31 protein-coding genes are annotated in these 18,344 nt (G+C 62.5%); all 31 read left to right on the forward strand.

Features of this window, described 5'->3' with window-relative positions; translation table 11 throughout:
* Nucleotides 1-248: EF-Tu C-terminal domain-related protein (locus tag DQW91_RS12245; protein ID WP_483466624.1), on the forward strand; the 248-nt coding region annotated here is incomplete at its 5' end.
* A 61-nt stretch (nt 249-309) separates the two neighbouring features.
* Nucleotides 310-618 carry a 30S ribosomal protein S10 gene (gene rpsJ / locus DQW91_RS12250; RefSeq protein WP_009764298.1) on the forward strand — a complete coding sequence of 103 codons (309 nt, stop codon included), beginning with the start codon at nt 310-312 and terminating at the stop codon, nt 616-618.
* 47 nt (nt 619-665) lie between these two features.
* Nucleotides 666-1,394, forward strand: a complete 729-nt coding sequence (rplC, locus tag DQW91_RS12255; RefSeq protein WP_112663942.1) for a 50S ribosomal protein L3 — start codon at nt 666-668, stop codon at nt 1,392-1,394.
* Entirely contained in the window at nt 1,394-2,014 is a 621-nt protein-coding gene (rplD, locus tag DQW91_RS12260; protein ID WP_112663943.1) for a 50S ribosomal protein L4, read from the forward strand. Before rplC ends, rplD begins: the two co-directional genes overlap by 1 nt.
* Nucleotides 2,011-2,307 (forward strand): 50S ribosomal protein L23, encoded by a 297-nt coding sequence (locus DQW91_RS12265; RefSeq protein WP_112663944.1) that lies wholly within the window; start codon nt 2,011-2,013, stop codon nt 2,305-2,307. The genes rplD and DQW91_RS12265 overlap by 4 nt, the downstream gene beginning before the upstream one ends.
* Before the next feature lie 20 nt (nt 2,308-2,327).
* Nucleotides 2,328-3,170 (forward strand): 50S ribosomal protein L2, encoded by an 843-nt coding sequence (gene rplB / locus DQW91_RS12270; RefSeq protein ID WP_112663945.1) that lies wholly within the window; start codon nt 2,328-2,330, stop codon nt 3,168-3,170.
* 10 nt (nt 3,171-3,180) lie between these two features.
* Nucleotides 3,181-3,459, forward strand: a complete 279-nt coding sequence (gene rpsS, locus DQW91_RS12275; RefSeq protein ID WP_112663946.1) for a 30S ribosomal protein S19 — start codon at nt 3,181-3,183, stop codon at nt 3,457-3,459.
* A gap of 1 nt (nt 3,460) precedes the next feature.
* Entirely contained in the window at nt 3,461-3,844 is a 384-nt protein-coding gene (gene rplV / locus DQW91_RS12280; protein ID WP_112663947.1) for a 50S ribosomal protein L22, read from the forward strand.
* 11 nt (nt 3,845-3,855) lie between these two features.
* On the forward strand, nt 3,856-4,560 hold the full coding sequence (rpsC, locus tag DQW91_RS12285; protein WP_112663948.1) for a 30S ribosomal protein S3: 705 nt from the start codon (nt 3,856-3,858) through the stop codon (nt 4,558-4,560).
* Nucleotides 4,561-4,584: 24 nt separating this feature from the next.
* Complete coding sequence (rplP, locus tag DQW91_RS12290) at nt 4,585-4,998, forward strand: 50S ribosomal protein L16 (RefSeq protein ID WP_112663949.1); 414 nt, start codon at nt 4,585-4,587, stop codon at nt 4,996-4,998.
* A 10-nt stretch (nt 4,999-5,008) separates the two neighbouring features.
* Nucleotides 5,009-5,221 carry a 50S ribosomal protein L29 gene (gene rpmC, locus DQW91_RS12295; RefSeq protein ID WP_112663950.1) on the forward strand — a complete coding sequence of 71 codons (213 nt, stop codon included), beginning with the start codon at nt 5,009-5,011 and terminating at the stop codon, nt 5,219-5,221.
* Between the two features lie 11 nt (nt 5,222-5,232).
* A complete protein-coding gene (rpsQ, locus tag DQW91_RS12300; protein ID WP_112663951.1) occupies nt 5,233-5,472 on the forward strand; it encodes a 30S ribosomal protein S17 in 240 nt (79 codons plus the stop codon).
* Between the two features lie 165 nt (nt 5,473-5,637).
* Nucleotides 5,638-6,006, forward strand: a complete 369-nt coding sequence (rplN, locus tag DQW91_RS12305; RefSeq protein WP_099511397.1) for a 50S ribosomal protein L14 — start codon at nt 5,638-5,640, stop codon at nt 6,004-6,006.
* On the forward strand, nt 6,006-6,323 hold the full coding sequence (gene rplX, locus DQW91_RS12310; protein WP_112663952.1) for a 50S ribosomal protein L24: 318 nt from the start codon (nt 6,006-6,008) through the stop codon (nt 6,321-6,323). Before rplN ends, rplX begins: the two co-directional genes overlap by 1 nt.
* Nucleotides 6,316-6,876: a 50S ribosomal protein L5 gene (gene rplE / locus DQW91_RS12315; RefSeq protein WP_112663953.1), complete on the forward strand. Its 561-nt coding sequence runs from the start codon at nt 6,316-6,318 to the stop codon at nt 6,874-6,876. The genes rplX and rplE overlap by 8 nt, the downstream gene beginning before the upstream one ends.
* Nucleotides 6,877-6,915: 39 nt before the next feature.
* The gene (gene rpsN, locus DQW91_RS12320; protein WP_112663954.1) at nt 6,916-7,221 is read left to right on the forward strand and encodes a 30S ribosomal protein S14; all 306 of its coding nucleotides are present in this window, start codon (nt 6,916-6,918) and stop codon (nt 7,219-7,221) included.
* Nucleotides 7,222-7,234: 13 nt separating this feature from the next.
* Complete coding sequence (rpsH, locus tag DQW91_RS12325) at nt 7,235-7,630, forward strand: 30S ribosomal protein S8 (protein ID WP_112663955.1); 396 nt, start codon at nt 7,235-7,237, stop codon at nt 7,628-7,630.
* 35 nt (nt 7,631-7,665) lie between these two features.
* On the forward strand, nt 7,666-8,199 hold the full coding sequence (rplF, locus tag DQW91_RS12330) for a 50S ribosomal protein L6 (protein ID WP_112663956.1): 534 nt from the start codon (nt 7,666-7,668) through the stop codon (nt 8,197-8,199).
* A gap of 12 nt (nt 8,200-8,211) precedes the next feature.
* Entirely contained in the window at nt 8,212-8,574 is a 363-nt protein-coding gene (gene rplR / locus DQW91_RS12335) for a 50S ribosomal protein L18 (protein ID WP_112663957.1), read from the forward strand.
* 62 nt (nt 8,575-8,636) lie between these two features.
* On the forward strand, nt 8,637-9,206 hold the full coding sequence (gene rpsE / locus DQW91_RS12340; RefSeq protein ID WP_112663958.1) for a 30S ribosomal protein S5: 570 nt from the start codon (nt 8,637-8,639) through the stop codon (nt 9,204-9,206).
* A 14-nt stretch (nt 9,207-9,220) separates the two neighbouring features.
* On the forward strand, nt 9,221-9,430 hold the full coding sequence (gene rpmD / locus DQW91_RS12345) for a 50S ribosomal protein L30 (RefSeq protein ID WP_112663959.1): 210 nt from the start codon (nt 9,221-9,223) through the stop codon (nt 9,428-9,430).
* 10 nt (nt 9,431-9,440) lie between these two features.
* Nucleotides 9,441-9,914, forward strand: a complete 474-nt coding sequence (rplO, locus tag DQW91_RS12350) for a 50S ribosomal protein L15 (protein WP_112663960.1) — start codon at nt 9,441-9,443, stop codon at nt 9,912-9,914.
* Nucleotides 9,915-10,113: 199 nt separating this feature from the next.
* Nucleotides 10,114-11,451: a preprotein translocase subunit SecY gene (secY, locus tag DQW91_RS12355; RefSeq protein ID WP_112663961.1), complete on the forward strand. Its 1,338-nt coding sequence runs from the start codon at nt 10,114-10,116 to the stop codon at nt 11,449-11,451.
* Nucleotides 11,452-11,508: 57 nt separating this feature from the next.
* Nucleotides 11,509-12,090: an adenylate kinase gene (locus DQW91_RS12360; RefSeq protein WP_112663962.1), complete on the forward strand. Its 582-nt coding sequence runs from the start codon at nt 11,509-11,511 to the stop codon at nt 12,088-12,090.
* A 307-nt stretch (nt 12,091-12,397) separates the two neighbouring features.
* On the forward strand, nt 12,398-12,766 hold the full coding sequence (rpsM, locus tag DQW91_RS12365; RefSeq protein ID WP_112663963.1) for a 30S ribosomal protein S13: 369 nt from the start codon (nt 12,398-12,400) through the stop codon (nt 12,764-12,766).
* A 164-nt stretch (nt 12,767-12,930) separates the two neighbouring features.
* The gene (gene rpsK / locus DQW91_RS12370) at nt 12,931-13,320 is read left to right on the forward strand and encodes a 30S ribosomal protein S11 (RefSeq protein WP_112663964.1); all 390 of its coding nucleotides are present in this window, start codon (nt 12,931-12,933) and stop codon (nt 13,318-13,320) included.
* A 91-nt stretch (nt 13,321-13,411) separates the two neighbouring features.
* Nucleotides 13,412-14,428 carry a DNA-directed RNA polymerase subunit alpha gene (locus tag DQW91_RS12375; RefSeq protein ID WP_112663965.1) on the forward strand — a complete coding sequence of 339 codons (1,017 nt, stop codon included), beginning with the start codon at nt 13,412-13,414 and terminating at the stop codon, nt 14,426-14,428.
* A 130-nt stretch (nt 14,429-14,558) separates the two neighbouring features.
* Nucleotides 14,559-14,981 (forward strand): 50S ribosomal protein L17, encoded by a 423-nt coding sequence (rplQ, locus tag DQW91_RS12380; protein WP_112663966.1) that lies wholly within the window; start codon nt 14,559-14,561, stop codon nt 14,979-14,981.
* Between the two features lie 149 nt (nt 14,982-15,130).
* Nucleotides 15,131-16,543 carry a DegQ family serine endoprotease gene (locus tag DQW91_RS12385; RefSeq protein WP_112663967.1) on the forward strand — a complete coding sequence of 471 codons (1,413 nt, stop codon included), beginning with the start codon at nt 15,131-15,133 and terminating at the stop codon, nt 16,541-16,543.
* Nucleotides 16,486-16,983, forward strand: coding sequence for a GNAT family N-acetyltransferase (locus DQW91_RS12390; protein ID WP_198411859.1), 498 nt, complete (start codon nt 16,486-16,488; stop codon nt 16,981-16,983). The genes DQW91_RS12385 and DQW91_RS12390 overlap by 58 nt, the downstream gene beginning before the upstream one ends.
* Nucleotides 16,980-18,287 carry a replication-associated recombination protein A gene (locus DQW91_RS12395; protein WP_112663968.1) on the forward strand — a complete coding sequence of 436 codons (1,308 nt, stop codon included), beginning with the start codon at nt 16,980-16,982 and terminating at the stop codon, nt 18,285-18,287. The genes DQW91_RS12390 and DQW91_RS12395 overlap by 4 nt, the downstream gene beginning before the upstream one ends.
* Nucleotides 18,288-18,344: the final 57 nt, after the last annotated feature.

Genomic DNA, 18,344 nt, shown 5'->3' on the forward strand with positions numbered 1-18,344 from the left:
CCAAGGAAGAGGGCGGCCGTCATACGCCGTTCTTCACGAACTACCGTCCGCAGTTCTACTTCCGTACGACGGACGTGACGGGCGTGGTGACGCTTCCCGAGGGCACCGAGATGGTGATGCCGGGCGACAACATCGCCATGGAAGTTCAGCTGATCGTTCCGATCGCCATGGAAGAGAAGCTCCGCTTCGCTATCCGTGAAGGTGGCCGCACCGTCGGCGCCGGCGTCGTCGCAGCGGTTATGGATTAATTTTGAAGAGGGGCAGGGCCGGCTCCACCGGCCCGTCCTTCCTCGTTGAACGGGGCAACCCATGAACGGTCAGAATATTCGCATTCGCCTTAAGGCGTTCGACCATCGGATCCTCGACGCATCGACACGCGAAATCGTGTCGACCGCGAAGCGGACCGGCGCCCAGGTGCGCGGGCCCATCCCGCTGCCGACGCGCATTGAGCGCTTTACGGTTCTTCGCTCGCCTCACATCGACAAGAAGTCGCGTGAGCAGTTCGAGATGCGCACTCACAAGCGCGTTCTCGATATCGTGGACCCCACTCCCCAAACCGTGGACGCGCTGATGAAGCTCGACCTCGCCGCGGGCGTGGACGTGGAAATCAAGCTCTAAGCCCCGCGGTTTTGAGCAAACGGTAGACACGTCGAGAGGATAGGCACATGCGCTCAGGCGTCATTGCACAGAAACTCGGGATGACCCGCATCTTCACGGATGCCGGTGAACATGTCCCGGTCACGGTTCTTAAGGTCGACCAGTGCCAGGTGGTCGCCCATCGGACCAAGGAAAAGAATGGCTACACCGCGCTGCAGGTCGGCGTCGGCAAGGCCAAGGTCAAGAACGTTTCGAAGGCCGAGCGCGGGCGTTTCGCCGTCGCCAAGGTCGAGCCGAAGCAGAAGCTCGCGGAATTCCGCGTCTCCGAGGATGCTGTCATCCCCGTGGGCGCCGAGATTACCGCGGACCACTTCGTCGCCGGTCAGTTCGTCGATGTGACGGGCACCACGACGGGTAAGGGCTTCGCCGGCGGTATGAAGCGCTGGAACTTCGGCGGTCTGCGCGCCTCGCACGGCGTGTCGGTCTCACACCGCTCCATCGGTTCGACCGGTGGCCGCCAGGATCCGGGCAAGACCTTCAAGAACAAGAAGATGCCGGGTCACCTCGGTGTCGAGCGCGTCACCACGCAGAACCTGCGTGTTGTCTCGACCGACGTCGAGCGCGGTCTGATCCTCGTCGAAGGCGCCGTCCCCGGCGTTGCCGGCGGCTGGATCTACGTCCGTGACGCGGTGAAGCGGAAGCTGCCGAAGGATGTGCCGATGCCCGGCAAGTTCCGCTCGGCCGCCAACGATGCTGCGCCGGCTGCTGCCGCCCAAGCTTCTGAGGAGAATGCGTGATGAAGCTCGATGTCACCACGCTCGAGGGCAAGAAGTCCGGTTCGGTTGAGCTCGACGAGGCCATTTTCGGTCTCGAGCCCCGCGCCGACCTGCTCGCCCGTTGCGTCCGTTGGCAGCTCGCCAAGCGTCAGGCTGGCACGCATGCCGTGAAGAACCGTTCGGCGATCGATCGCACGACCAAAAAGGTCTACAAGCAGAAGGGCACCGGCGGCGCTCGCCACGGCGCTGCGAGCGCTCCCCAGTTCCGGGGCGGTGGTCGCGCGTTCGGCCCGGTTGTTCGCAGCCACGCTCACGATCTTCCCAAGAAGGTCCGTGCGCTCGCTCTGAAGCACGCGCTTTCGACCAAGGCCAAGGGCGCTTCGCTCATCGTCGTCGACGATGTGAAGCTCTCCGAGCCAAAGACGAAGGCTCTCGTCGAGCATTTCGGCAAGCTGGGTCTGGGCAACGCCCTGATCATCGGCGGCGCCGAGATCGAGACGAATTTCGAGCGCGCCGCTCGCAACATTCCGAACATCGACGTCCTGCCGGTGCAGGGCATCAACGTCTATGACATTCTCCGTCGCGAGAAGCTCGTTCTCACGAAGGCGGCTGTCGATGCGCTGGAGGCGCGCTTCAAATGAGCCTGGACCCGCGCCATTACGATGTGATCGTAAGCCCGGTCATCACCGAGAAGGCTACGACCCTGTCCGAACACAACAAGGTCGTCTTCAAGGTGTCGCCGGATGCGACGAAGCCGCAGATCAAGGAAGCGGTGGAGAAGCTGTTCGATGTCAAGGTGAAGAGCGTCAACACGCTCGTCACCAAAGGCAAAGTGAAGATGTTCCGCGGCACCCGTGGCCAGCGGTCGGACGTGAAGAAGGCGGTCGTGACCCTCGAAGAGGGCCAGACCATCGACGTCACGACGGGCCTCTGATCGATTGAGAGAGTGATCCGATGGCATTGAAGACATTCAAACCGATCACCCCCGGCCTGCGCCAGCTGGTGATCGTCGACCGCAGCGAGCTCTACAAGGGCAAGCCGGTCAAGTCGCTGACCGAGGGCAAGAAGTCCTCGGGCGGCCGTAACAACCTGGGTCGCGTCACCGTCCGCTTCCGTGGCGGTGGTCATAAGCGCACCCTGCGCCTGGTCGACTTCAAGCGTCGTGGCCGTATGGGCGATGTGGCGACCGTGGAGCGGATCGAGTACGATCCGAACCGCACCGCCTTCATCGCGCTGATCCGCTACGCCGATGGCGCGCTCTCCTACATCCTGGCCCCGCAGCGTCTGGCTGTCGGCGATCAGGTGTCGGCCGGCGAGCAGGTCGACATCAAGCCCGGCAACGCGATGCCCATCGGCAACATGCCGGTCGGCACCATCATCCACAATGTGGAGCTGAAGATCGGCCGTGGCGGCGCTATCGCCCGCTCCGCCGGTACCTACGCCCAGATCGTGGGCCGCGACCAGGGTTACGTGACGGTTCGTCTGAACTCCGGCGAGCAGCGTCTGGTCCATGGCCAGTGCTTCGCCACAGTCGGCGCCGTGTCGAACCCGGACCACATGAACATTTCGATCGGTAAGGCCGGTCGTAATCGCTGGCTCGGCAAGCGTCCGCATAACCGCGGCGTCACCATGAACCCGATCGACCACCCGCACGGTGGTGGTGAGGGTCGTACTTCGGGCGGCCGCCATCCGGTGACCCCGTGGGGTATTCCGACCAAGGGCAAGAAAACCCGTTCGAACAAGCGGACCGACAAGTTCATCGTGTCGAGCCGCCACGCACGGAAGAAGAAGGGCTAAGAGGCACGTCATGGCACGTTCGCTTTGGAAGGGTCCGTTCGTCGACGGCTACCTCCTCAAGAAGGCCGAGGCTGCCCGTGGGTCGGGCCGCGCAGAGGTCATCAAGATCTGGAGCCGCCGCTCCACGATCCTCCCGCAGTTCGTGGGCCTCACGTTTGGGGTCTACAACGGTCAGAAGCACATTCCCGTCTACGTGAGCGAGGAAATGGTGGGTCACAAGTTCGGCGAGTTCTCGCCGACCCGCACCTTCCACGGCCACGCGGCGGACAAGAAGGCGAAGAGGAAGTAAGATGGGTAAGGCCGCTACTCCTCGCGCGCTGGGTGACAACGAGGCGAAAGCCGTTGCCCGCATGCTGCGCGTCAGTCCCCAGAAGCTCAATCTCGTCGCGGGCTTGATCCGCGGCAAGAAGGTTTCGACCGCTCTGGCCGATCTGGAATTCTCGCGCAAGCGCATTGCGGTCGATGTCCGCAAGTGCCTGCAGAGCGCCATCGCCAACGCCGAGAACAACCACAATCTCGATGTGGACGATCTCGTCGTCAGCCAGGCTTTCGTCGGCAAGGCGCTGGTTATGAAGCGCTTCCACGCCCGCGCTCGCGGCCGTGGCGCCCGCATCATGAAGCCCTTCTCGAACCTCACGATCGTGGTTCGCGAAGTCGCCGCCGAACAGGCATAAAGGAGAACCAGATGGGTCAGAAAATTAACCCGATCGGTCTTCGGCTCGGCATCAACCGGACCTGGGACTCGCGCTGGTTCGCCGGCAAGGGCGAGTACGCCAAGCTGATGCATGAGGACATGGCGATCCGCGAAGCTCTTATGAAGATGCTGAAGCAGGCCGCCGTTTCGAAGATCGTGATCGAGCGTCCGCACAAGAAGTGCCGCGTCACCATTCACTCGGGTCGTCCGGGCGTGGTCATCGGCAAGAAGGGCGCGGACATCGAGAAGCTGCGTAAGCTCGTCTCGAAGATGACCGACGCGGATGTCGCGATCAACATCGTCGAAGTCCGCAAGCCGGAAGTCGACGCGACGCTGGTGGCCGACTCGATCGCCCAGCAGCTCGAGCGCCGTGTCGCTTTCCGCCGCGCCATGAAGCGCGCCGTTCAGTCGGCGATGCGTCTGGGCGCCGAAGGCATCCGCATCAACTGCTCCGGCCGTCTCGGCGGGGCTGAGATCGCGCGCCTGGAATGGTATCGTGAAGGTCGCGTTCCGCTGCACACGCTGCGTGCGGATGTCGATTACGGCACAGCGACCGCTTTCACCACCTATGGCACTTGCGGCATCAAGGTCTGGATCTTCAAGGGCGAAATCCTTGAGCACGACCCGATGGCGCAGGACAAGCGCATGAACGACGAGGGAGGCCGCTCGGGTGGCCGCCGCGAGCAAGCGGCGTAACCGAGGGGTCAGGAGAGGTTTGCCATGTTGCAACCGAAGAAAACAAAGTTCCGTAAGCAGTTCAAAGGCCGGATTTCCGGTACTGCGAAGGGCGGCACGGACCTCAACTTCGGCCAGTTCGGCCTGAAGGCGATGGAACCCGAGCGTGTCAATGCTCGTCAGATCGAGGCGGCTCGTCGTGCGATCACCCGCGCCATGAAGCGCGCTGGTCGTGTGTGGATCCGTATTTTCCCGGACGTGCCGGTGTCGTCGAAGCCGACCGAAGTGCGTATGGGTAAGGGTAAAGGCGCTCCCGAATTCTGGGCAGCCCGCGTCAAGCCGGGCCGCATCATGTTCGAGATCGACGGCGTGCCGGAGGATATCGCTCGCGAGGCTCTCCGCCTCGGCGCCGCGAAGCTTCCGATCAAGACGCGCTTCATCCAGCGCATTGCCGAGTGAGGAGGGGATTATGAAGTCTAAACAGAGATTCTCCGACCTCAAGGCGATGTCGAACGATCAGCTGCAGGACGAGTTGCTGAAGCTCAAGAAGGAGCAGTTCAACCTTCGCTTCCAGCGCGCGACCAACCAGCTCGAGAACACCGGACGTGTCCGTGAGGTCCGCAAGGATGTCGCCCGCGTCAAGACGCTGCAGCGCCAGAAGTCGGCGACGGCGAAGGCTTAAAGGGGATCAAAATGCCGAAGCGCGTTTTGCAAGGCGTCGTTATCAGCGATAAGCAGGATAAGACGGTCGTTGTGAAGGTGGAGCGCCGTTTCACGCACCCGGTCATGAAGAAGACCGTGCGTCGGACGAAGCACTACCACGCTCATGACGAGAATAACACGGCGAAGGTCGGCGATACGGTCTCCATCGAGGAGTCCAAGCCGATCTCCAAACTCAAGACCTGGGTGCTCGTCAACCAAGCGAAGGCCTAAAAGGTTTCCGCTAGGGCTTGTCTCTCGAGGGTGGCTCGTGTATACGGCCGCCCTCTCGACAATTATGAAGGGCAGGGGACATCAGATCCCCGTCAGGCGTAGTCCGGGAAGGCAATCCTGCCTTGGTCCGGAAACCTGTCTGAAACAAAGGAAAGGATCAAAGCCATGATCCAGATGCAGACGAATCTAGACGTTGCCGACAATTCCGGCGCGCGTCGCGTGATGTGCATCAAGGTTCTCGGTGGTTCGAAGCGCAAGTACGCTTCTGTCGGCGATATCATCGTCGTTTCCGTCAAAGAAGCCATTCCGCGTGGCCGCGTGAAGAAGGGCGACGTCATGAAGGCGGTCGTCGTTCGCACCGCCAAGGACATCCGTCGCGTCGACGGCTCCGTGATTCGCTTCGACCGCAACGCTGCCGTTCTGATCAACAATCAGAAGGAGCCGGTGGGCACCCGTATTTTCGGGCCCGTTCCGCGCGAGCTGCGTGCCAAGAACCACATGAAGATTATTTCCCTGGCGCCGGAGGTGCTCTAATGGCCGCTAAGATCAAGAAGGGCGACAAGGTCGTCGTTCTGACCGGTCGCGATAAGGGCAAGACCGGCGAAGTCGTTCAGGTTCTGCCGAAGGAAGAGCGTGCGCTCGTCCGTGGCGTGAACCTCGTCAAGCGTCACCAGCGGCAGACTGCCGCCCAGGAAGGCGGGATCATCTCGAAAGAGGCTCCGATCCACCTGTCGAACCTGGCTTATTCGGACCCCAAGGACGGCAAGCCGACCCGGGTTGGTTTCAAGGTTCTCGACGACGGCCGCAAGGTCCGCGTCGCCAAGCGTTCTGGGGAGCTGATCGATGGCTAAGGTGGACGTTTACACCCCGCGCCTGAAGAAGCACTACGAGGAAGTGGTGCGTCCGGCGCTCATCAAGGAATTCGGCTACAAGAACCCCATGGAAGTTCCGACGATCACCAAGATCGTCCTGAACATGGGCGTTGGCGAGTCGACTGCGGATTCGAAGAAGGCGAACGTCGCCGCTTCGGAGCTCGCGCTCATCGCCGGCCAAAAGCCGGTGATCACGAAGGCCCGTAAGGCTATTTCGCAGTTCAAGGTTCGCGAAGGCATGCCGATCGGCGCCAAGGTCACGCTGCGCAAGGCTCGCATGTACGAGTTCATCGACCGCCTCGTGACCATCGCTCTGCCCCGCGTCCGCGACTTCCGCGGCCTGAACCCCAAGTCGTTCGACGGCCGTGGCAACTATGCCCTCGGTATCAAGGAGCACCTGGTGTTCCCTGAGATCAGCTACGACAAGGTCGAGCAGGTGTGGGGCATGGACGTGGTTGTCGCCACTACGGCGAAAACCGACGACGAAGCCCGTGCGCTCCTGCGTCACTTCAACTTCCCGTTCCGGCAGTGAGGACAGACGTCCTCATACGCGGACACTGGAGAAAATCGAATGGCTAAGAAAAGCTCTATTGAGAAGAACAATCGCCGTCGCAAGCTCGTGAAGAAGTTCTCGGGCAAGCGTGAGCGGCTTCTGGCTGTCGCCAACGACGAGTCGAAGTCCATGGAGGAGCGCTTCGCTGCGCGCCTCAAGCTGGCTGAACTGCCGCGCAATGCGAATCCGACCCGGATCCGCAACCGTTGCGAGGTCACGGGCCGTCCGCGCGCTTACTACCGTAAGCTCGGCATGTCCCGCATCGCGCTCCGTGAATTGGGCTCCAAGGGCCTGATCCCCGGCCTCGTGAAGTCCAGCTGGTAAGGGAGGGCTCCGTATGATCAACGATCCGTTGGGCGATATGCTCACCCGTATCCGTAACGCGCAGATGCGCCGTCGCGGAACTGTCACGACCCCTGGTTCGAAGCTTCGTGCTCGTGTCCTCGACGTTCTGAAGTCCGAGGGTTACATCCGCGATTACTCGCAGACCGAGTTCGGCAATGGCCGCACCGAGTTCTCGATCGAACTCAAGTACTACGACAACCAGCCTGTGATCCGCACCATCGAGCGCGTGTCCAAGCCCGGCCGTCGTGTGTACACGTCCGTTGACACCATGCCGCGCGTGGCCGACGGCCTTGGCATCACCATCATCTCGACCCCTCAGGGCGTGATGGCCGATCACGAGGCCCGTGAGAAGAACGTCGGCGGCGAAGTGCTCTGCAAGGTCTTCTAAGACCGGTAGCAGCACAGAACCACGGGAGATTGAGAATGTCTCGAGTAGGCAAAAAGCCGGTTCCGGTTCCGTCGGGTGTGACGGCGACTGTCGACGGCCAGACGGTGAAGGTTAAGGGTACGAAGGGCGAGCTCTCGTTCGTCGTTCCCGAGGAAGTGAAGGTTGTTCTTGAGAATGGCGCCGTGTCGGTGAATCCGCGCGACACCTCCAAGACGGCCCGTGCGAAGTGGGGCATGTCCCGCGCTCAGGTGGCGAACCTGGTCGAGGGCGTCTCCAAGGGCTTCGAGAAGCGTCTTGAGATCAACGGCGTCGGCTACAAGGCCGCTGTCGCTGGCAAGGTGCTGAAGCTCTCGCTGGGCTACAGCCACGATATCGACTACGAAATCCCGGCGGGTGTCACGATTGCGACGCCGAAGCCGACGGAAGTCGTGGTTTCCGGTATCGACAAGCAAAAGGTCGGACAGACCGCCGCCGAGATCCGCGAGTATCGCGGTCCGGAGCCCTACAAGGGCAAGGGCGTCAAGTATTCCGACGAATTCATCTTCCGCAAGGAAGGCAAGAAGAAGTAAGGACGACGCATCATGGCTGATAAGAAAGGCGCTGAAGATCGCCGCAAGGCTCGTGTGCGCCGTGCGATCAAGCAAGCAGCGAACGGACGCCCGCGGTTGTCGGTTTTCCGTTCTTCCAAGCAGATCTACGCCCAGGTCATCGACGACGTGCGCGGTCATACCGTCGCTTCGGCATCGACCCTCGAAAAGGATCTCAAAGGCAAGCTCAAGACCGGCGCGACCGTTGACGCGGCCAAGGCGGTTGGAAAGCTCGTCGCCGAGCGCGCGGCGAAGGCCGGCGTGAAGCAGGTCGTTTTCGATCGTTCCGGTTACCTGTTCCACGGTCGCGTGAAGGCTCTGGCCGACGCGGCTCGTGAGGGCGGTCTCGATTTCTAAACGGCGGGTATAGAAAACCCCTGAAGCGAGCGGGCCCGCCGCCCGCGCAAGTGAGAGGTCTCATGGCAAGAGAACCAAGAGAACGCGCTGATCGCGAAGAACGCGACAGCGAATTCGTCGATCGGTTGGTCCACATCAACCGCGTCGCGAAGGTCGTGAAGGGTGGTCGTCGCTTCGGCTTCGCCGCTCTCGTCGTCGTCGGCGACCAGAAGGGTCGCGTCGGCTTCGGTCACGGCAAGGCCCGCGAAGTTCCGGAAGCGATCCGCAAGGCGACCGATGCCGCCAAGCGCTCGATGATCCGCGTCGCGCTCCGCGAAGGCCGCACCCTGCACCATGACGTCCACGGTCGTCACGGCGCCGGCAAGGTCATCCTTCGCGCTGCCCCGCAGGGTACCGGCATCATCGCCGGCGGCCCGATGCGCGCCGTCTTCGAAACGGTCGGCATGCAGGACGTCGTCGCCAAGTCGCTCGGCTCGTCGAACCCGTACAACCTCGTCCGCGCGACTTTCGACGCGCTCAAGAACGAGGATAGCCCGCGTTCGGTCGCCGCTCGTCGCGGCCTGAAGGTTTCGGCCCTGCAGTCCCGTCGTCGTGACGCGGGCGAAGGCGAAGCCGCTGGCTCTGAAGCGTAAGGGAGGCTGTCATCATGGCAAAGAAGCCTGCCGCCGCTTCGGCGCAAACAGTCACCGTTGAGCAGATCGGCTCGCCGATCCGCCGCGAGGGTAAGCAGCGCCAGACGCTGATCGGCCTCAAGCTCAACAAGCTCCATCGGACCTCGACCCTTGTCGATACGCCCTCCGTGCGTGGGATGATCGAGAAGGTCAAGCACCTCGTGCGCGTTGTCGACGGGCAGTGAGGAGAGCGTCATGAAACTGAATGAAATTCGTGACAACGAAGGCGCCTCGAAGAACCGCATGCGTGTCGGCCGTGGTATCGGCTCCGGCAAGGGCAAGACCGGTGGTCGTGGCGTGAAGGGTCAGACGTCCCGTACGGGCGTCGCCATCAAGGGCTTCGAAGGCGGTCAGATGCCGTTGCATCGTCGCCTGCCGAAGCGCGGCTTCAACAAGCCGAACGCGATCGATCTGAATGAGGTCAATGTCGGCCGCATTCAGCAGGCCATCGAGGCCGGCAAGCTCGACAAGGCTGCTCCCGTGACCATCGAGTCACTGGTGGCTGCCGGTGTCGTGTCCAAGCCGCGCGACGGAGTGAAGATCCTGGGCGTCGGCGAGCTCAAGGCGAAGCTTGCTTTCCAGGTTGCCGGTGCGTCCAAGTCGGCCGTCCAGGCGATCGAGAAGGCTGGTGGTTCGGTGACCCTTCTGGGCGCCGTTGCGCAGGCGTGATCCAGCGCCCACATTAAGCAAGATCCAAGCGGCGGCCCGCGTATGATCGCGCGGCCGCCGTTTGCGTGTGCATCACGCAGAAATGACATTTTCCGCAGGAACCTTCGGGTTCGTGCTGGGGACATGCGGTAAAAGATTTTTTGGGCTCCGGTCGATTCTGCGATCGAACCGCGCTCCAAGAGATATCGGGGACGAGACGATGGCTTCAGCAGCCGAGCAACTGGCGGCAAACATCAACTTCGGCGCTCTCGCCAAAGCCGAGGAGTTGAAGAAGCGCATTTGGTTTACCCTTGGCGCTCTCCTCGTTTACCGGCTGGGCACCTATATCCCGCTGCCGGGCATCAATCCCGAAGCGCTGCGCCAGAGCTTCCAGAACGCCAGCGGCGGCGTGCTCGGCCTGTTCAACATGTTCTCGGGCGGCGCGGTTGAGCGCATGGCGATCTTCGCCCTCAACATCATGCCCTACATCTCGGCATCGATCATCGTGCAGCTGCTGACTTCGGTACTGCCGACCCTCGAAGCCTTGAAGAAGGAAGGCGAGGCGGGCCGCAAGATCCTCAACCAGTACACCCGCTATCTCACCGTTCTCCTCGCGCTGTTCCAATCCTGGGGCATTGCGGTCGGTCTGCAGAGTTCCGGCGGCATCGTCGCCAATCCCGGGCCGTTCTTCCTGATTTCGACGGTCATCACCCTGACCGGCGGCACCATGTTCCTGATGTGGCTCGGCGAGCAGATCACCTCGCGCGGCATTGGTAACGGCACGTCGCTCATCATCTTCGCCGGCATTGTCGCGAACCTCCCCCATGCGATTGCGGGCACGCTGGAGCTTGGCCGCCAGGGGGCGATCTCCACCGGCCTGATCCTCGGCGTCATCGTGATGGCGGTGGCCATCATCTATTTCGTGGTGTTCATGGAGCGCGCCCAGCGCCGCCTGCTCATCAACTATCCGAAGCGCCAGGTCGGCAACCGCATGTACGAGGGGCAGACCTCGTTCCTGCCGCTCAAGCTCAATACCTCGGGCGTCATTCCGCCGATCTTCGCATCCTCGTTGCTGCTTCTGCCTGCGACCATCGCGAGCTTCCAGACAGCCTCGGACGGCACGGGCATCATCTCGATGCTGACGACCTATCTCGGTCATGGACGTCCGGCCTATATGGTCTTCTACGCGGCCCTGATCATCTTCTTCGCGTTCTTCTACACGGCCATCGTGTTCAATCCGCAGGAGACCGCCGACAATCTCAAGAAGCAGGGCGGCTTCATTCCGGGCATTCGCCCAGGTGAGCGCACGGCGGATTACATCGATACGGTCCTGACCCGCATCACTGTGCTCGGCGCGGCCTATCTCGTCATCATCTGCCTCATTCCGGAACTTCTCGTTTCGTATGCGGCGCTGCCCTTCTACTTTGGCGGCACTTCTCTTCTGATTGTGGTTTCCGTTACGATGGACACCGTGGCGCAAGTTCACGGACATCTGCTGGCCCACCAGTATGAGGGGCTCGTGAAGAAGGCGAAGCTCAAGGGAAGCCGCCGCCGCTAATCTTTCCCCCGCGGTTCTCTCCGCGGGTGGCTATTCTCGACGAAGCAGGGGGGCTCGATGAGAATCATACTGTTGGGACCGCCGGGCGCCGGAAAAGGCACCCAGGCCGCGCGGCTGGTTGAGCGTCTGGGCATTCCCCAGCTCTCGACCGGCGACATGCTTCGCGCTGCTGTCGCTGCCGGCACGCCGGTCGGTCTCAAGGCCAAGGCGATCATGGACCGGGGCGACCTGGTTTCGGATGAAGTCGTGCTTGGCATCGTCGCGGATCGCATCGAGGAAGCCGACGCCCAGAAGGGCTTCATCCTCGACGGGTTCCCGCGCACGGTCGCGCAGGCCGAAGGGCTCGACAAGATGCTCGCCGGCAAGGGCCTGAAGCTCGACGCCGTGATCGAGTTCAAGGTCGATCACGAGGCTCTCGTGGACCGCATCGTCAAGCGCGCGAAGGAAACCGAGGCCCGTGGCGAGGCCGTCCGCAAGGACGACAACCCGGACGTCTTCAAGACCCGCCTCGAGGCCTACAAGGCCCAGACCGCGCCGCTCTCGAGCTATTACGCGTCCAAGGGCGACCTGAAGACCGTTGACGGCATGAAGGCCATCGACGAGGTGACGGAAGCGATCAAGGGCATCCTGGGGCGCTGATCTGCGAATTGGTTTGGCGGAAACGTTATCCGTCAAACTGTCTGTCGTGTTCCGTGGGTATGTCCAGGGCTTCGTGTAAGGTGACTGGAAGCGGTCCGTTCGGGTCTAGCTCTGACACTAAGCGCTTGACGCCCCGGTGTTCATCCGTTAAGGAACCCGCTCTCGCACAGGAACACGCGACGGGAGGGCTCCGTGAGGGGCCGCTCCCGATTGTTGTGTTTTCAATAATCCCGCGCAAGGGCCGGCCTCCACCGGACGCGCGATAACCCTCATCGGGGCTTTAAATCCCGATCACATGGAGACGGCAATGGCCCGTATTGCAGGCGTTAATATTCCGACCAACAAGCGCGTCGTCATCGCGCTTCAGTACATCCACGGCATTGGCCCCAAGAAGGCCCAGGAAATCATCGAGAAGGTGAACATTCCGGCCGAGCGTCGTGTGAATCAGCTCACCGACGCGGAAGTGCTGCAGATCCGTGAGACCATCGACCGCGACTATATGGTGGAAGGTGATCTGCGCCGCGACGTTTCCATGAACATCAAGCGTCTCATGGACCTCGCTGCTTACCGTGGTCTTCGCCATCGCCGCAGCCTGCCGGTTCGCGGTCAGCGCACGCACACCAATGCGCGCACCCGCAAGGGCAAGTCAAAGCCGATCGCCGGCAAGAAGAAGTGACCGTAGGGCGGGTTTCCCGCCCAAGGTCATCCCCGGCCTGACCCGGGGATCTCACGCCGCGTATGGCGCAGTTTGAATACGATGGCCGGGACGAGCCCGGCCATGACGACTAAGTGAAACTCCCGAGCGCCTGGCATGACGGGCGCGTTTGAAGGACTAGAAGAATGGCTAAAGAAGCTACTCGCGTCCGCCGCCGCGAACGCAAGAACATCGTGTCGGGCGTCGCTCACGTGAACGCCTCGTTCAACAACACGATGATCACCATCACCGACGCCCAGGGCAACACGATCTCTTGGTCGTCCGCCGGCGCGATGGGCTTCAAGGGTTCGCGCAAGTCGACCCCGTATGCGGCTCAGGTCGCGGCTGAAGACGCCGCCCGCAAGGCTGCCGAGCACGGCATGCGCACCCTCGAGGTCGAGGTGTCCGGTCCGGGTTCGGGCCGTGAGTCGGCTCTCCGCGCGCTTCAGGCGGCCGGTTTCACCGTCACCTCGATCCGTGACGTGACGCCGATCCCGCACAACGGCTGTCGCCCGCGCAAGCGCCGCCGCGTCTAAGATCGTCCGGCGCGCGGGTTCGCCCCGCGTGCTTTCCGGTTTGCAGGGTGGGGCGCACCCACCTTCATTCCGTACCTCAAGAGGTGTGGCTGTGATCCAAAAGAACTGGCAAGAGCTGATTAAGCCGAACAAGCTCGAAGTGTCTCCGGGAGACGATCCGAAGCGCGTCGCGACGGTCGTTGCCGAGCCGCTTGAGCGCGGTTTCGGTACGACGCTCGGCAATGCGCTGCGCCGCGTCCTCCTGTCTTCGCTGCAGGGCGCTGCCGTGACGTCGATCCATATCGACGGCGTGCTGCATGAATTCTCGTCGATCCCGGGCGTCCGCGAGGACGTGACGGACATCGTCCTCAACGTGAAGACTATCGCCATCAAGATGCAGGGCGAGGGCCCGAAGCGCATGACGCTTCGCAAGACCGGCCCCGGCGCTGTCACCGCTGGCGACATCAACACCATTGGCGACGTTCAGATCCTGAACCCCGATCTCGTGCTCTGCACCCTCGACGAGGGCGCGGAAATCCGCATGGAGTTCACGGTCAACACCGGCAAGGGCTACGTGCCGTCCGAGCGCAACCGCGCTGAGGATGCGCCCATCGGCCTCATCCCGGTCGACTCGCTCTACAGCCCGGTCAAGAAGGTGTCTTACCGCATCGAGAACACCCGCGAGGGCCAGATTCTCGATTACGACAAGCTCACCATGACCGTGGAGACCAACGGTTCCGTGACCCCGGAAGATGCAGTGGCCTATGCCGCCCGCATCCTTCAGGATCAGCTCCAGGTCTTCGTGAACTTCGAAGAGCCCCGCAAGGAAGAGACCGCTGCCGCTGCTCCGCAGCTGCCGTTCAACCCCGCGCTGCTCAAGAAGGTGGACGAGCTCGAGCTGTCGGTCCGCTCGGCGAACTGCCTCAAGAACGACAACATCGTCTATATCGGCGACCTCATCCAGAAGTCCGAGGCGGAAATGCTCCGCACCCCGAACTTCGGCCGCAAGTCGCTGAACGAGATCAAGGAAGTGCTCGCTTCCATGGGCCTGCACCTCGGCATGGAAGTGCCGGGCTGGCCGCCGGAGAACATCGAAGAGCTCGCAAAGCGCTTCGAGGAGCACTACTAAGACCCATTCCCGCCGCAGCCTTCCGGGCGCGGCGGGAGTTTCATTCGACCGGTTCGCCGCCTTTCGGCGAGCTTGAGTAAGAAGGACGGCCGTCCCTTGGCACGGCGGCCGCAAAATCAAGGAGAGAGCCATGCGTCACGGTTTTCGTGGTCGTCGTTTCAACCGTTCGTCCGAGCATCGCAAGGCGATGTTCGCCAACATGTCCGCCGCGCTGATCAAGCACGAGCAGATCGTCACCACGCTCCCGAAGGCGAAGGATCTTCGCCCGGTCGTCGAGAAGCTGGTCACGCTCGCCAAGCGCGGTGACCTCAACTCCCGCCGTCTGGCCATGGCGCAGCTCCGCGACGCCGCGATGGTCAAGAAGCTCTTCGACGTGCTCGGCCCGCGCTACAAGGAGCGTTCCGGTGGCTACACCCGCGTCCTGAAGGCCGGCTTCCGCTTCGGCGACAACGCCGCGATGGCCGTGATCGAGTTCGTGGACCGCGACGTCGATGCGCGCGGCCAGGATTCGGGCCCGACCCAGAAGGAAGAGATCATCGAAGCTGCTGAGTAAGCGGTTTTCGAGACGAAGCTTCATCAAGGGCGGCCTTCAGGCCGCCCTTTTTGTTTGCCTCGATAGTGAAATGCAGGCTGCCACAAGCCGCCTTTGCCTTTGAATACGGCCCGTTTTATCCAAGACCGCAAAATGGATATGGATTCGTGATGTTCGGTAAGTTCTCTCGCGCGCCCTTGACCGCTCTTGTCATTGCCGTTGCAACCATCACCTCGGTCGACGCGCAAACCCGCGCCGTCCCGGAAACCAAGGCCCAGGTTCAGCTTTCCTTCGCGCCCATCGTGAAGGAGAGCGCGCCTGCGGTGGTGAACGTTTATGCGACGCGTAACGAGCGGCGGCAGCAGAACGCCTACATGGAAGAGTTCTTCCGGCGCTACTTCGGCGACGGGGGCGGGCAGGGCGTGCCGCCGGGGCGTCAGCAAAGCTCCCTCGGTTCCGGCGTCATCGTCGATCAGGGTGGCCTTGTGGTGACGAACAACCACGTCATCGAGAACATGACGGACGTGAAGGTCGCGTTGGCCGACAAGCGGGAATTCGAGGCCGAAATCGTGCTGCGCGACTCGCGCACGGATCTCGCCGTGCTCAAGCTCAAGAACGCCTCGAACCTGCAGGTGTTGCCACTCGGCGATTCCGATGCGCTGGAGGTCGGCGACCTCGTGCTCGCCATTGGCAATCCCTTCGGCGTGGGGCAGACGGTGACGCAAGGCATCGTCTCCGCGCTCGCGCGCACGCAGGTCGGCGTGTCCGACTACCAGTTCTTTATCCAGACCGATGCCGCCATCAATCCGGGCAATTCCGGCGGTGCGCTGGTGGACATGAAGGGCCGCCTGATCGGCATCAACACGGCGATCTTCTCCCGCTCCGGCGGCAGCATCGGCATCGGTTTCGCCATCCCCTCGCGCATGGTGAAGGCGGTGGTGGATTCAGCGCGCGGCGGCTCGCGGGTCGTGAAGCGTCCGTGGCTCGGGGCGCAGCTTCAGGCCGTGGACGGAGAAATCGGCACGAGCCTCGGGCTCGACCGGCCGACCGGCGTTCTGGTGTCTTCCGTCTATGAGAAGAGCCCTGCCTCCGAGGCCGGGATCAAGCGGGGCGATGTCATCACCGCCGTCGACGGGCAGCCCGTCGATAGCCCGGACGCCTTCGGCTATCGCTTCACGTTGAAGGGTCTCGACGGCCAGACGCCGATCACGCTGCTGCGCGGCGGCAAGGAGACGATTGTTCATGTCAAGCTGATCCCGCCGCCGGAGACGCGCCCGCGCAATCCGCTGCAAGTCCGCACGCGCTCTCCCTTTACCGGCGCGACGCTGGTGAACTTGTCCCCCGCCGTTGCCGACGAGTTGCAGATTGACGTTTCGCAGGAGGGCGTCGTCGTGGCAGATTTGGAGGAGACGGGCGTGGCGGCTCGCGTCGGGTTCCAGAAGGGGGACCTCATCCTCGCGATCAACGATCAGAAGATCGTCGAGACCAAGGATATCGAGCGGCTGCTGCAGCGAGGAGAACGCTATTGGGAGATCACGATCAACCGGCGCGGGCGGGTCTTCACGACCATGCTCGGGGGCTAAACGGCTGGGCGATCTCGCACAGCCTTTCCCCGGGGGAGGTTGAGATCGTCTATGGCTGGCTGTCCGAGGAGAGCTACTGGGCGAAGGGCCTGCCGCGCGCGGTCTTCGACAAGGCCATCGCCAATTCGTGGCTCTTCGCCATGCGTGATGAAGAGGGGCGCCTTTGCGGCTTTGCCCGCCTCATCACCGACAAGGCGACCTTCGCGTACCTTTGCGATGTCTTCGTCAGCGCCGATGTGCGCGGGCAAGGGGCGGGTCAGTTCCTGATCCGCTTCATCATCGATCATCCGGACTTGCAGAACCTTCGGCGGACGGTGTTGGCGACCCGCGATGCGCATGAATTTTACGCGCGCTTCGGCTTCACGTCTTTGACGAACCCGCAGATTTTCATGCAGCGTCACGATCCGGACGTTTATGCACGGTTGAACGCGGTATCATGAGCGATCTTTTCTCTTCCGCCGGTCTCGACAAGGGAGCGCCGCGTCCGCTGGCGGACCGCATGCGTCCGCAGAAACTGTCGGACGTCGTGGGGCAGGATCATCTTGTCGGGACGGATGGAATCCTGACCCGTCTAATCGCCTCAGGCTCTCTCGGCTCGTTGGTTTTCTGGGGGCCGCCCGGAACCGGCAAGACGACGGTCGCGCGCCTGCTCGCCCATGAGACGGATCTCTATTTCGAGCAGATCTCCGCGATTTTTTCCGGTGTCGCTGACCTCAAGAAAGTCTTCGAGGCCGCGCGCTTTCGCCGCTCAACAGGGCAGGGCACGCTGCTCTTCGTGGACGAGATCCATCGCTTCAACCGCGCGCAGCTCGATGCGTTCCTGCCCGTTATGGAAGACGGCACCATCACGCTGGTCGGCGCGACGACGGAAAATCCGTCCTTCGAATTGAATGCGGCGCTGCTTTCCCGCGCGCGCGTTCTGATCTTCAAGTCGCTCGACGAGGACGCCATCGGCAAGATCCTTCGCCATGCGGAGGATATCACCGGTCAGTCGCTACCGCTTGACGATGAAGCGCGCGAGTCGCTGGTCCGCATGGCCGATGGGGATGGGCGCGCCGCGCTCACGCTCGCGGAAGAGCTCTGGCGCTCCGCCAAGCCCGGCGAAGTCTTCGATGCCGCGCAGTTGCAGGAGATCATCCAGCGCCGCGCGCCGATCTACGACAAGGGGCAGGAGGGGCACTACAACCTCATCTCCGCCCTGCACAAGACCGTGCGCGGGTCCGACCCGAATGCGGCGCTCTATTACCTCGCGCGGATGCTCGATGCGGGCGAGGACCGGTTGTTCATTGCACGCCGCCTCGTGCGCATGGCGGTGGAGGATATTGGTCTTGCCGATCCGCAGGCGCTCGTCGTTGCCAACGCAGCGAAGGATGCTTTCGAGTTTCTCGGCTCGCCCGAGGGCGAACTCGCGCTCGCGCAGGCGGCGGTCTATCTCGCGACGGCGCCGAAGTCGAACGCGGTTTACACTGCCTATAAAGCCGCCATGCAGACGGCCAAGGAGCATGGCTCCCTCATGCCGCCGATGACCATTCTCAACGCACCGACGAAGCTGATGAAGAACATCGGCTACGGCGCGACCTATCGTTACGACCACGACGAACCGGATGCGTTTTCGGGGCAGGATTACTGGCCGGAGAAGCTCGGACGCCAGACCTTCTACGAGCCGGTGGACCGGGGCTTCGAGCGCGACGTGAAGAAGCGCCTGGAATGGTGGGAGAAGCTTCGCCGCGAACGGCGCGGTTGAGCTCGGGCCGAAGCTCATTGTTGGAGCTATAAAGTTTCACTATAGCTTCCCTGCAGA

This window comes from Microvirga flavescens (assembly GCF_003290125.1).
Taxonomy (GTDB): domain Bacteria; phylum Pseudomonadota; class Alphaproteobacteria; order Rhizobiales; family Beijerinckiaceae; genus Microvirga; species Microvirga flavescens.

Excerpts from the sequence above, each read along its gene's own strand:
- rpsJ (WP_009764298.1), top strand. The coding sequence starts at position 310 with ATGAACGGTCAGAATATTCGCATTCGCCTTAAGGCGTTCGACCATCGG.
- rplC (WP_112663942.1), top strand. The coding sequence starts at position 666 with ATGCGCTCAGGCGTCATTGCACAGAAACTCGGGATGACCCGCATCTTC.
- rplD (WP_112663943.1), top strand. The coding sequence starts at position 1,394 with ATGAAGCTCGATGTCACCACGCTCGAGGGCAAGAAGTCCGGTTCGGTT.
- DQW91_RS12265 (WP_112663944.1), top strand. The coding sequence starts at position 2,011 with ATGAGCCTGGACCCGCGCCATTACGATGTGATCGTAAGCCCGGTCATC.
- rplB (WP_112663945.1), top strand. The coding sequence starts at position 2,328 with ATGGCATTGAAGACATTCAAACCGATCACCCCCGGCCTGCGCCAGCTG.
- rpsS (WP_112663946.1), top strand. The coding sequence starts at position 3,181 with ATGGCACGTTCGCTTTGGAAGGGTCCGTTCGTCGACGGCTACCTCCTC.
- rplV (WP_112663947.1), top strand. The coding sequence starts at position 3,461 with ATGGGTAAGGCCGCTACTCCTCGCGCGCTGGGTGACAACGAGGCGAAA.
- rpsC (WP_112663948.1), top strand. The coding sequence starts at position 3,856 with ATGGGTCAGAAAATTAACCCGATCGGTCTTCGGCTCGGCATCAACCGG.
- rplP (WP_112663949.1), top strand. The coding sequence starts at position 4,585 with ATGTTGCAACCGAAGAAAACAAAGTTCCGTAAGCAGTTCAAAGGCCGG.
- rpmC (WP_112663950.1), top strand. The coding sequence starts at position 5,009 with ATGAAGTCTAAACAGAGATTCTCCGACCTCAAGGCGATGTCGAACGAT.
- rpsQ (WP_112663951.1), top strand. The coding sequence starts at position 5,233 with ATGCCGAAGCGCGTTTTGCAAGGCGTCGTTATCAGCGATAAGCAGGAT.
- rplN (WP_099511397.1), top strand. The coding sequence starts at position 5,638 with ATGATCCAGATGCAGACGAATCTAGACGTTGCCGACAATTCCGGCGCG.
- rplX (WP_112663952.1), top strand. The coding sequence starts at position 6,006 with ATGGCCGCTAAGATCAAGAAGGGCGACAAGGTCGTCGTTCTGACCGGT.
- rplE (WP_112663953.1), top strand. The coding sequence starts at position 6,316 with ATGGCTAAGGTGGACGTTTACACCCCGCGCCTGAAGAAGCACTACGAG.
- rpsN (WP_112663954.1), top strand. The coding sequence starts at position 6,916 with ATGGCTAAGAAAAGCTCTATTGAGAAGAACAATCGCCGTCGCAAGCTC.
- rpsH (WP_112663955.1), top strand. The coding sequence starts at position 7,235 with ATGATCAACGATCCGTTGGGCGATATGCTCACCCGTATCCGTAACGCG.
- rplF (WP_112663956.1), top strand. The coding sequence starts at position 7,666 with ATGTCTCGAGTAGGCAAAAAGCCGGTTCCGGTTCCGTCGGGTGTGACG.
- rplR (WP_112663957.1), top strand. The coding sequence starts at position 8,212 with ATGGCTGATAAGAAAGGCGCTGAAGATCGCCGCAAGGCTCGTGTGCGC.
- rpsE (WP_112663958.1), top strand. The coding sequence starts at position 8,637 with ATGGCAAGAGAACCAAGAGAACGCGCTGATCGCGAAGAACGCGACAGC.
- rpmD (WP_112663959.1), top strand. The coding sequence starts at position 9,221 with ATGGCAAAGAAGCCTGCCGCCGCTTCGGCGCAAACAGTCACCGTTGAG.
- rplO (WP_112663960.1), top strand. The coding sequence starts at position 9,441 with ATGAAACTGAATGAAATTCGTGACAACGAAGGCGCCTCGAAGAACCGC.
- secY (WP_112663961.1), top strand. The coding sequence starts at position 10,114 with ATGGCTTCAGCAGCCGAGCAACTGGCGGCAAACATCAACTTCGGCGCT.
- DQW91_RS12360 (WP_112663962.1), top strand. The coding sequence starts at position 11,509 with ATGAGAATCATACTGTTGGGACCGCCGGGCGCCGGAAAAGGCACCCAG.
- rpsM (WP_112663963.1), top strand. The coding sequence starts at position 12,398 with ATGGCCCGTATTGCAGGCGTTAATATTCCGACCAACAAGCGCGTCGTC.
- rpsK (WP_112663964.1), top strand. The coding sequence starts at position 12,931 with ATGGCTAAAGAAGCTACTCGCGTCCGCCGCCGCGAACGCAAGAACATC.
- rplQ (WP_112663966.1), top strand. The coding sequence starts at position 14,559 with ATGCGTCACGGTTTTCGTGGTCGTCGTTTCAACCGTTCGTCCGAGCAT.
- DQW91_RS12385 (WP_112663967.1), top strand. The coding sequence starts at position 15,131 with ATGTTCGGTAAGTTCTCTCGCGCGCCCTTGACCGCTCTTGTCATTGCC.
- DQW91_RS12395 (WP_112663968.1), top strand. The coding sequence starts at position 16,980 with ATGAGCGATCTTTTCTCTTCCGCCGGTCTCGACAAGGGAGCGCCGCGT.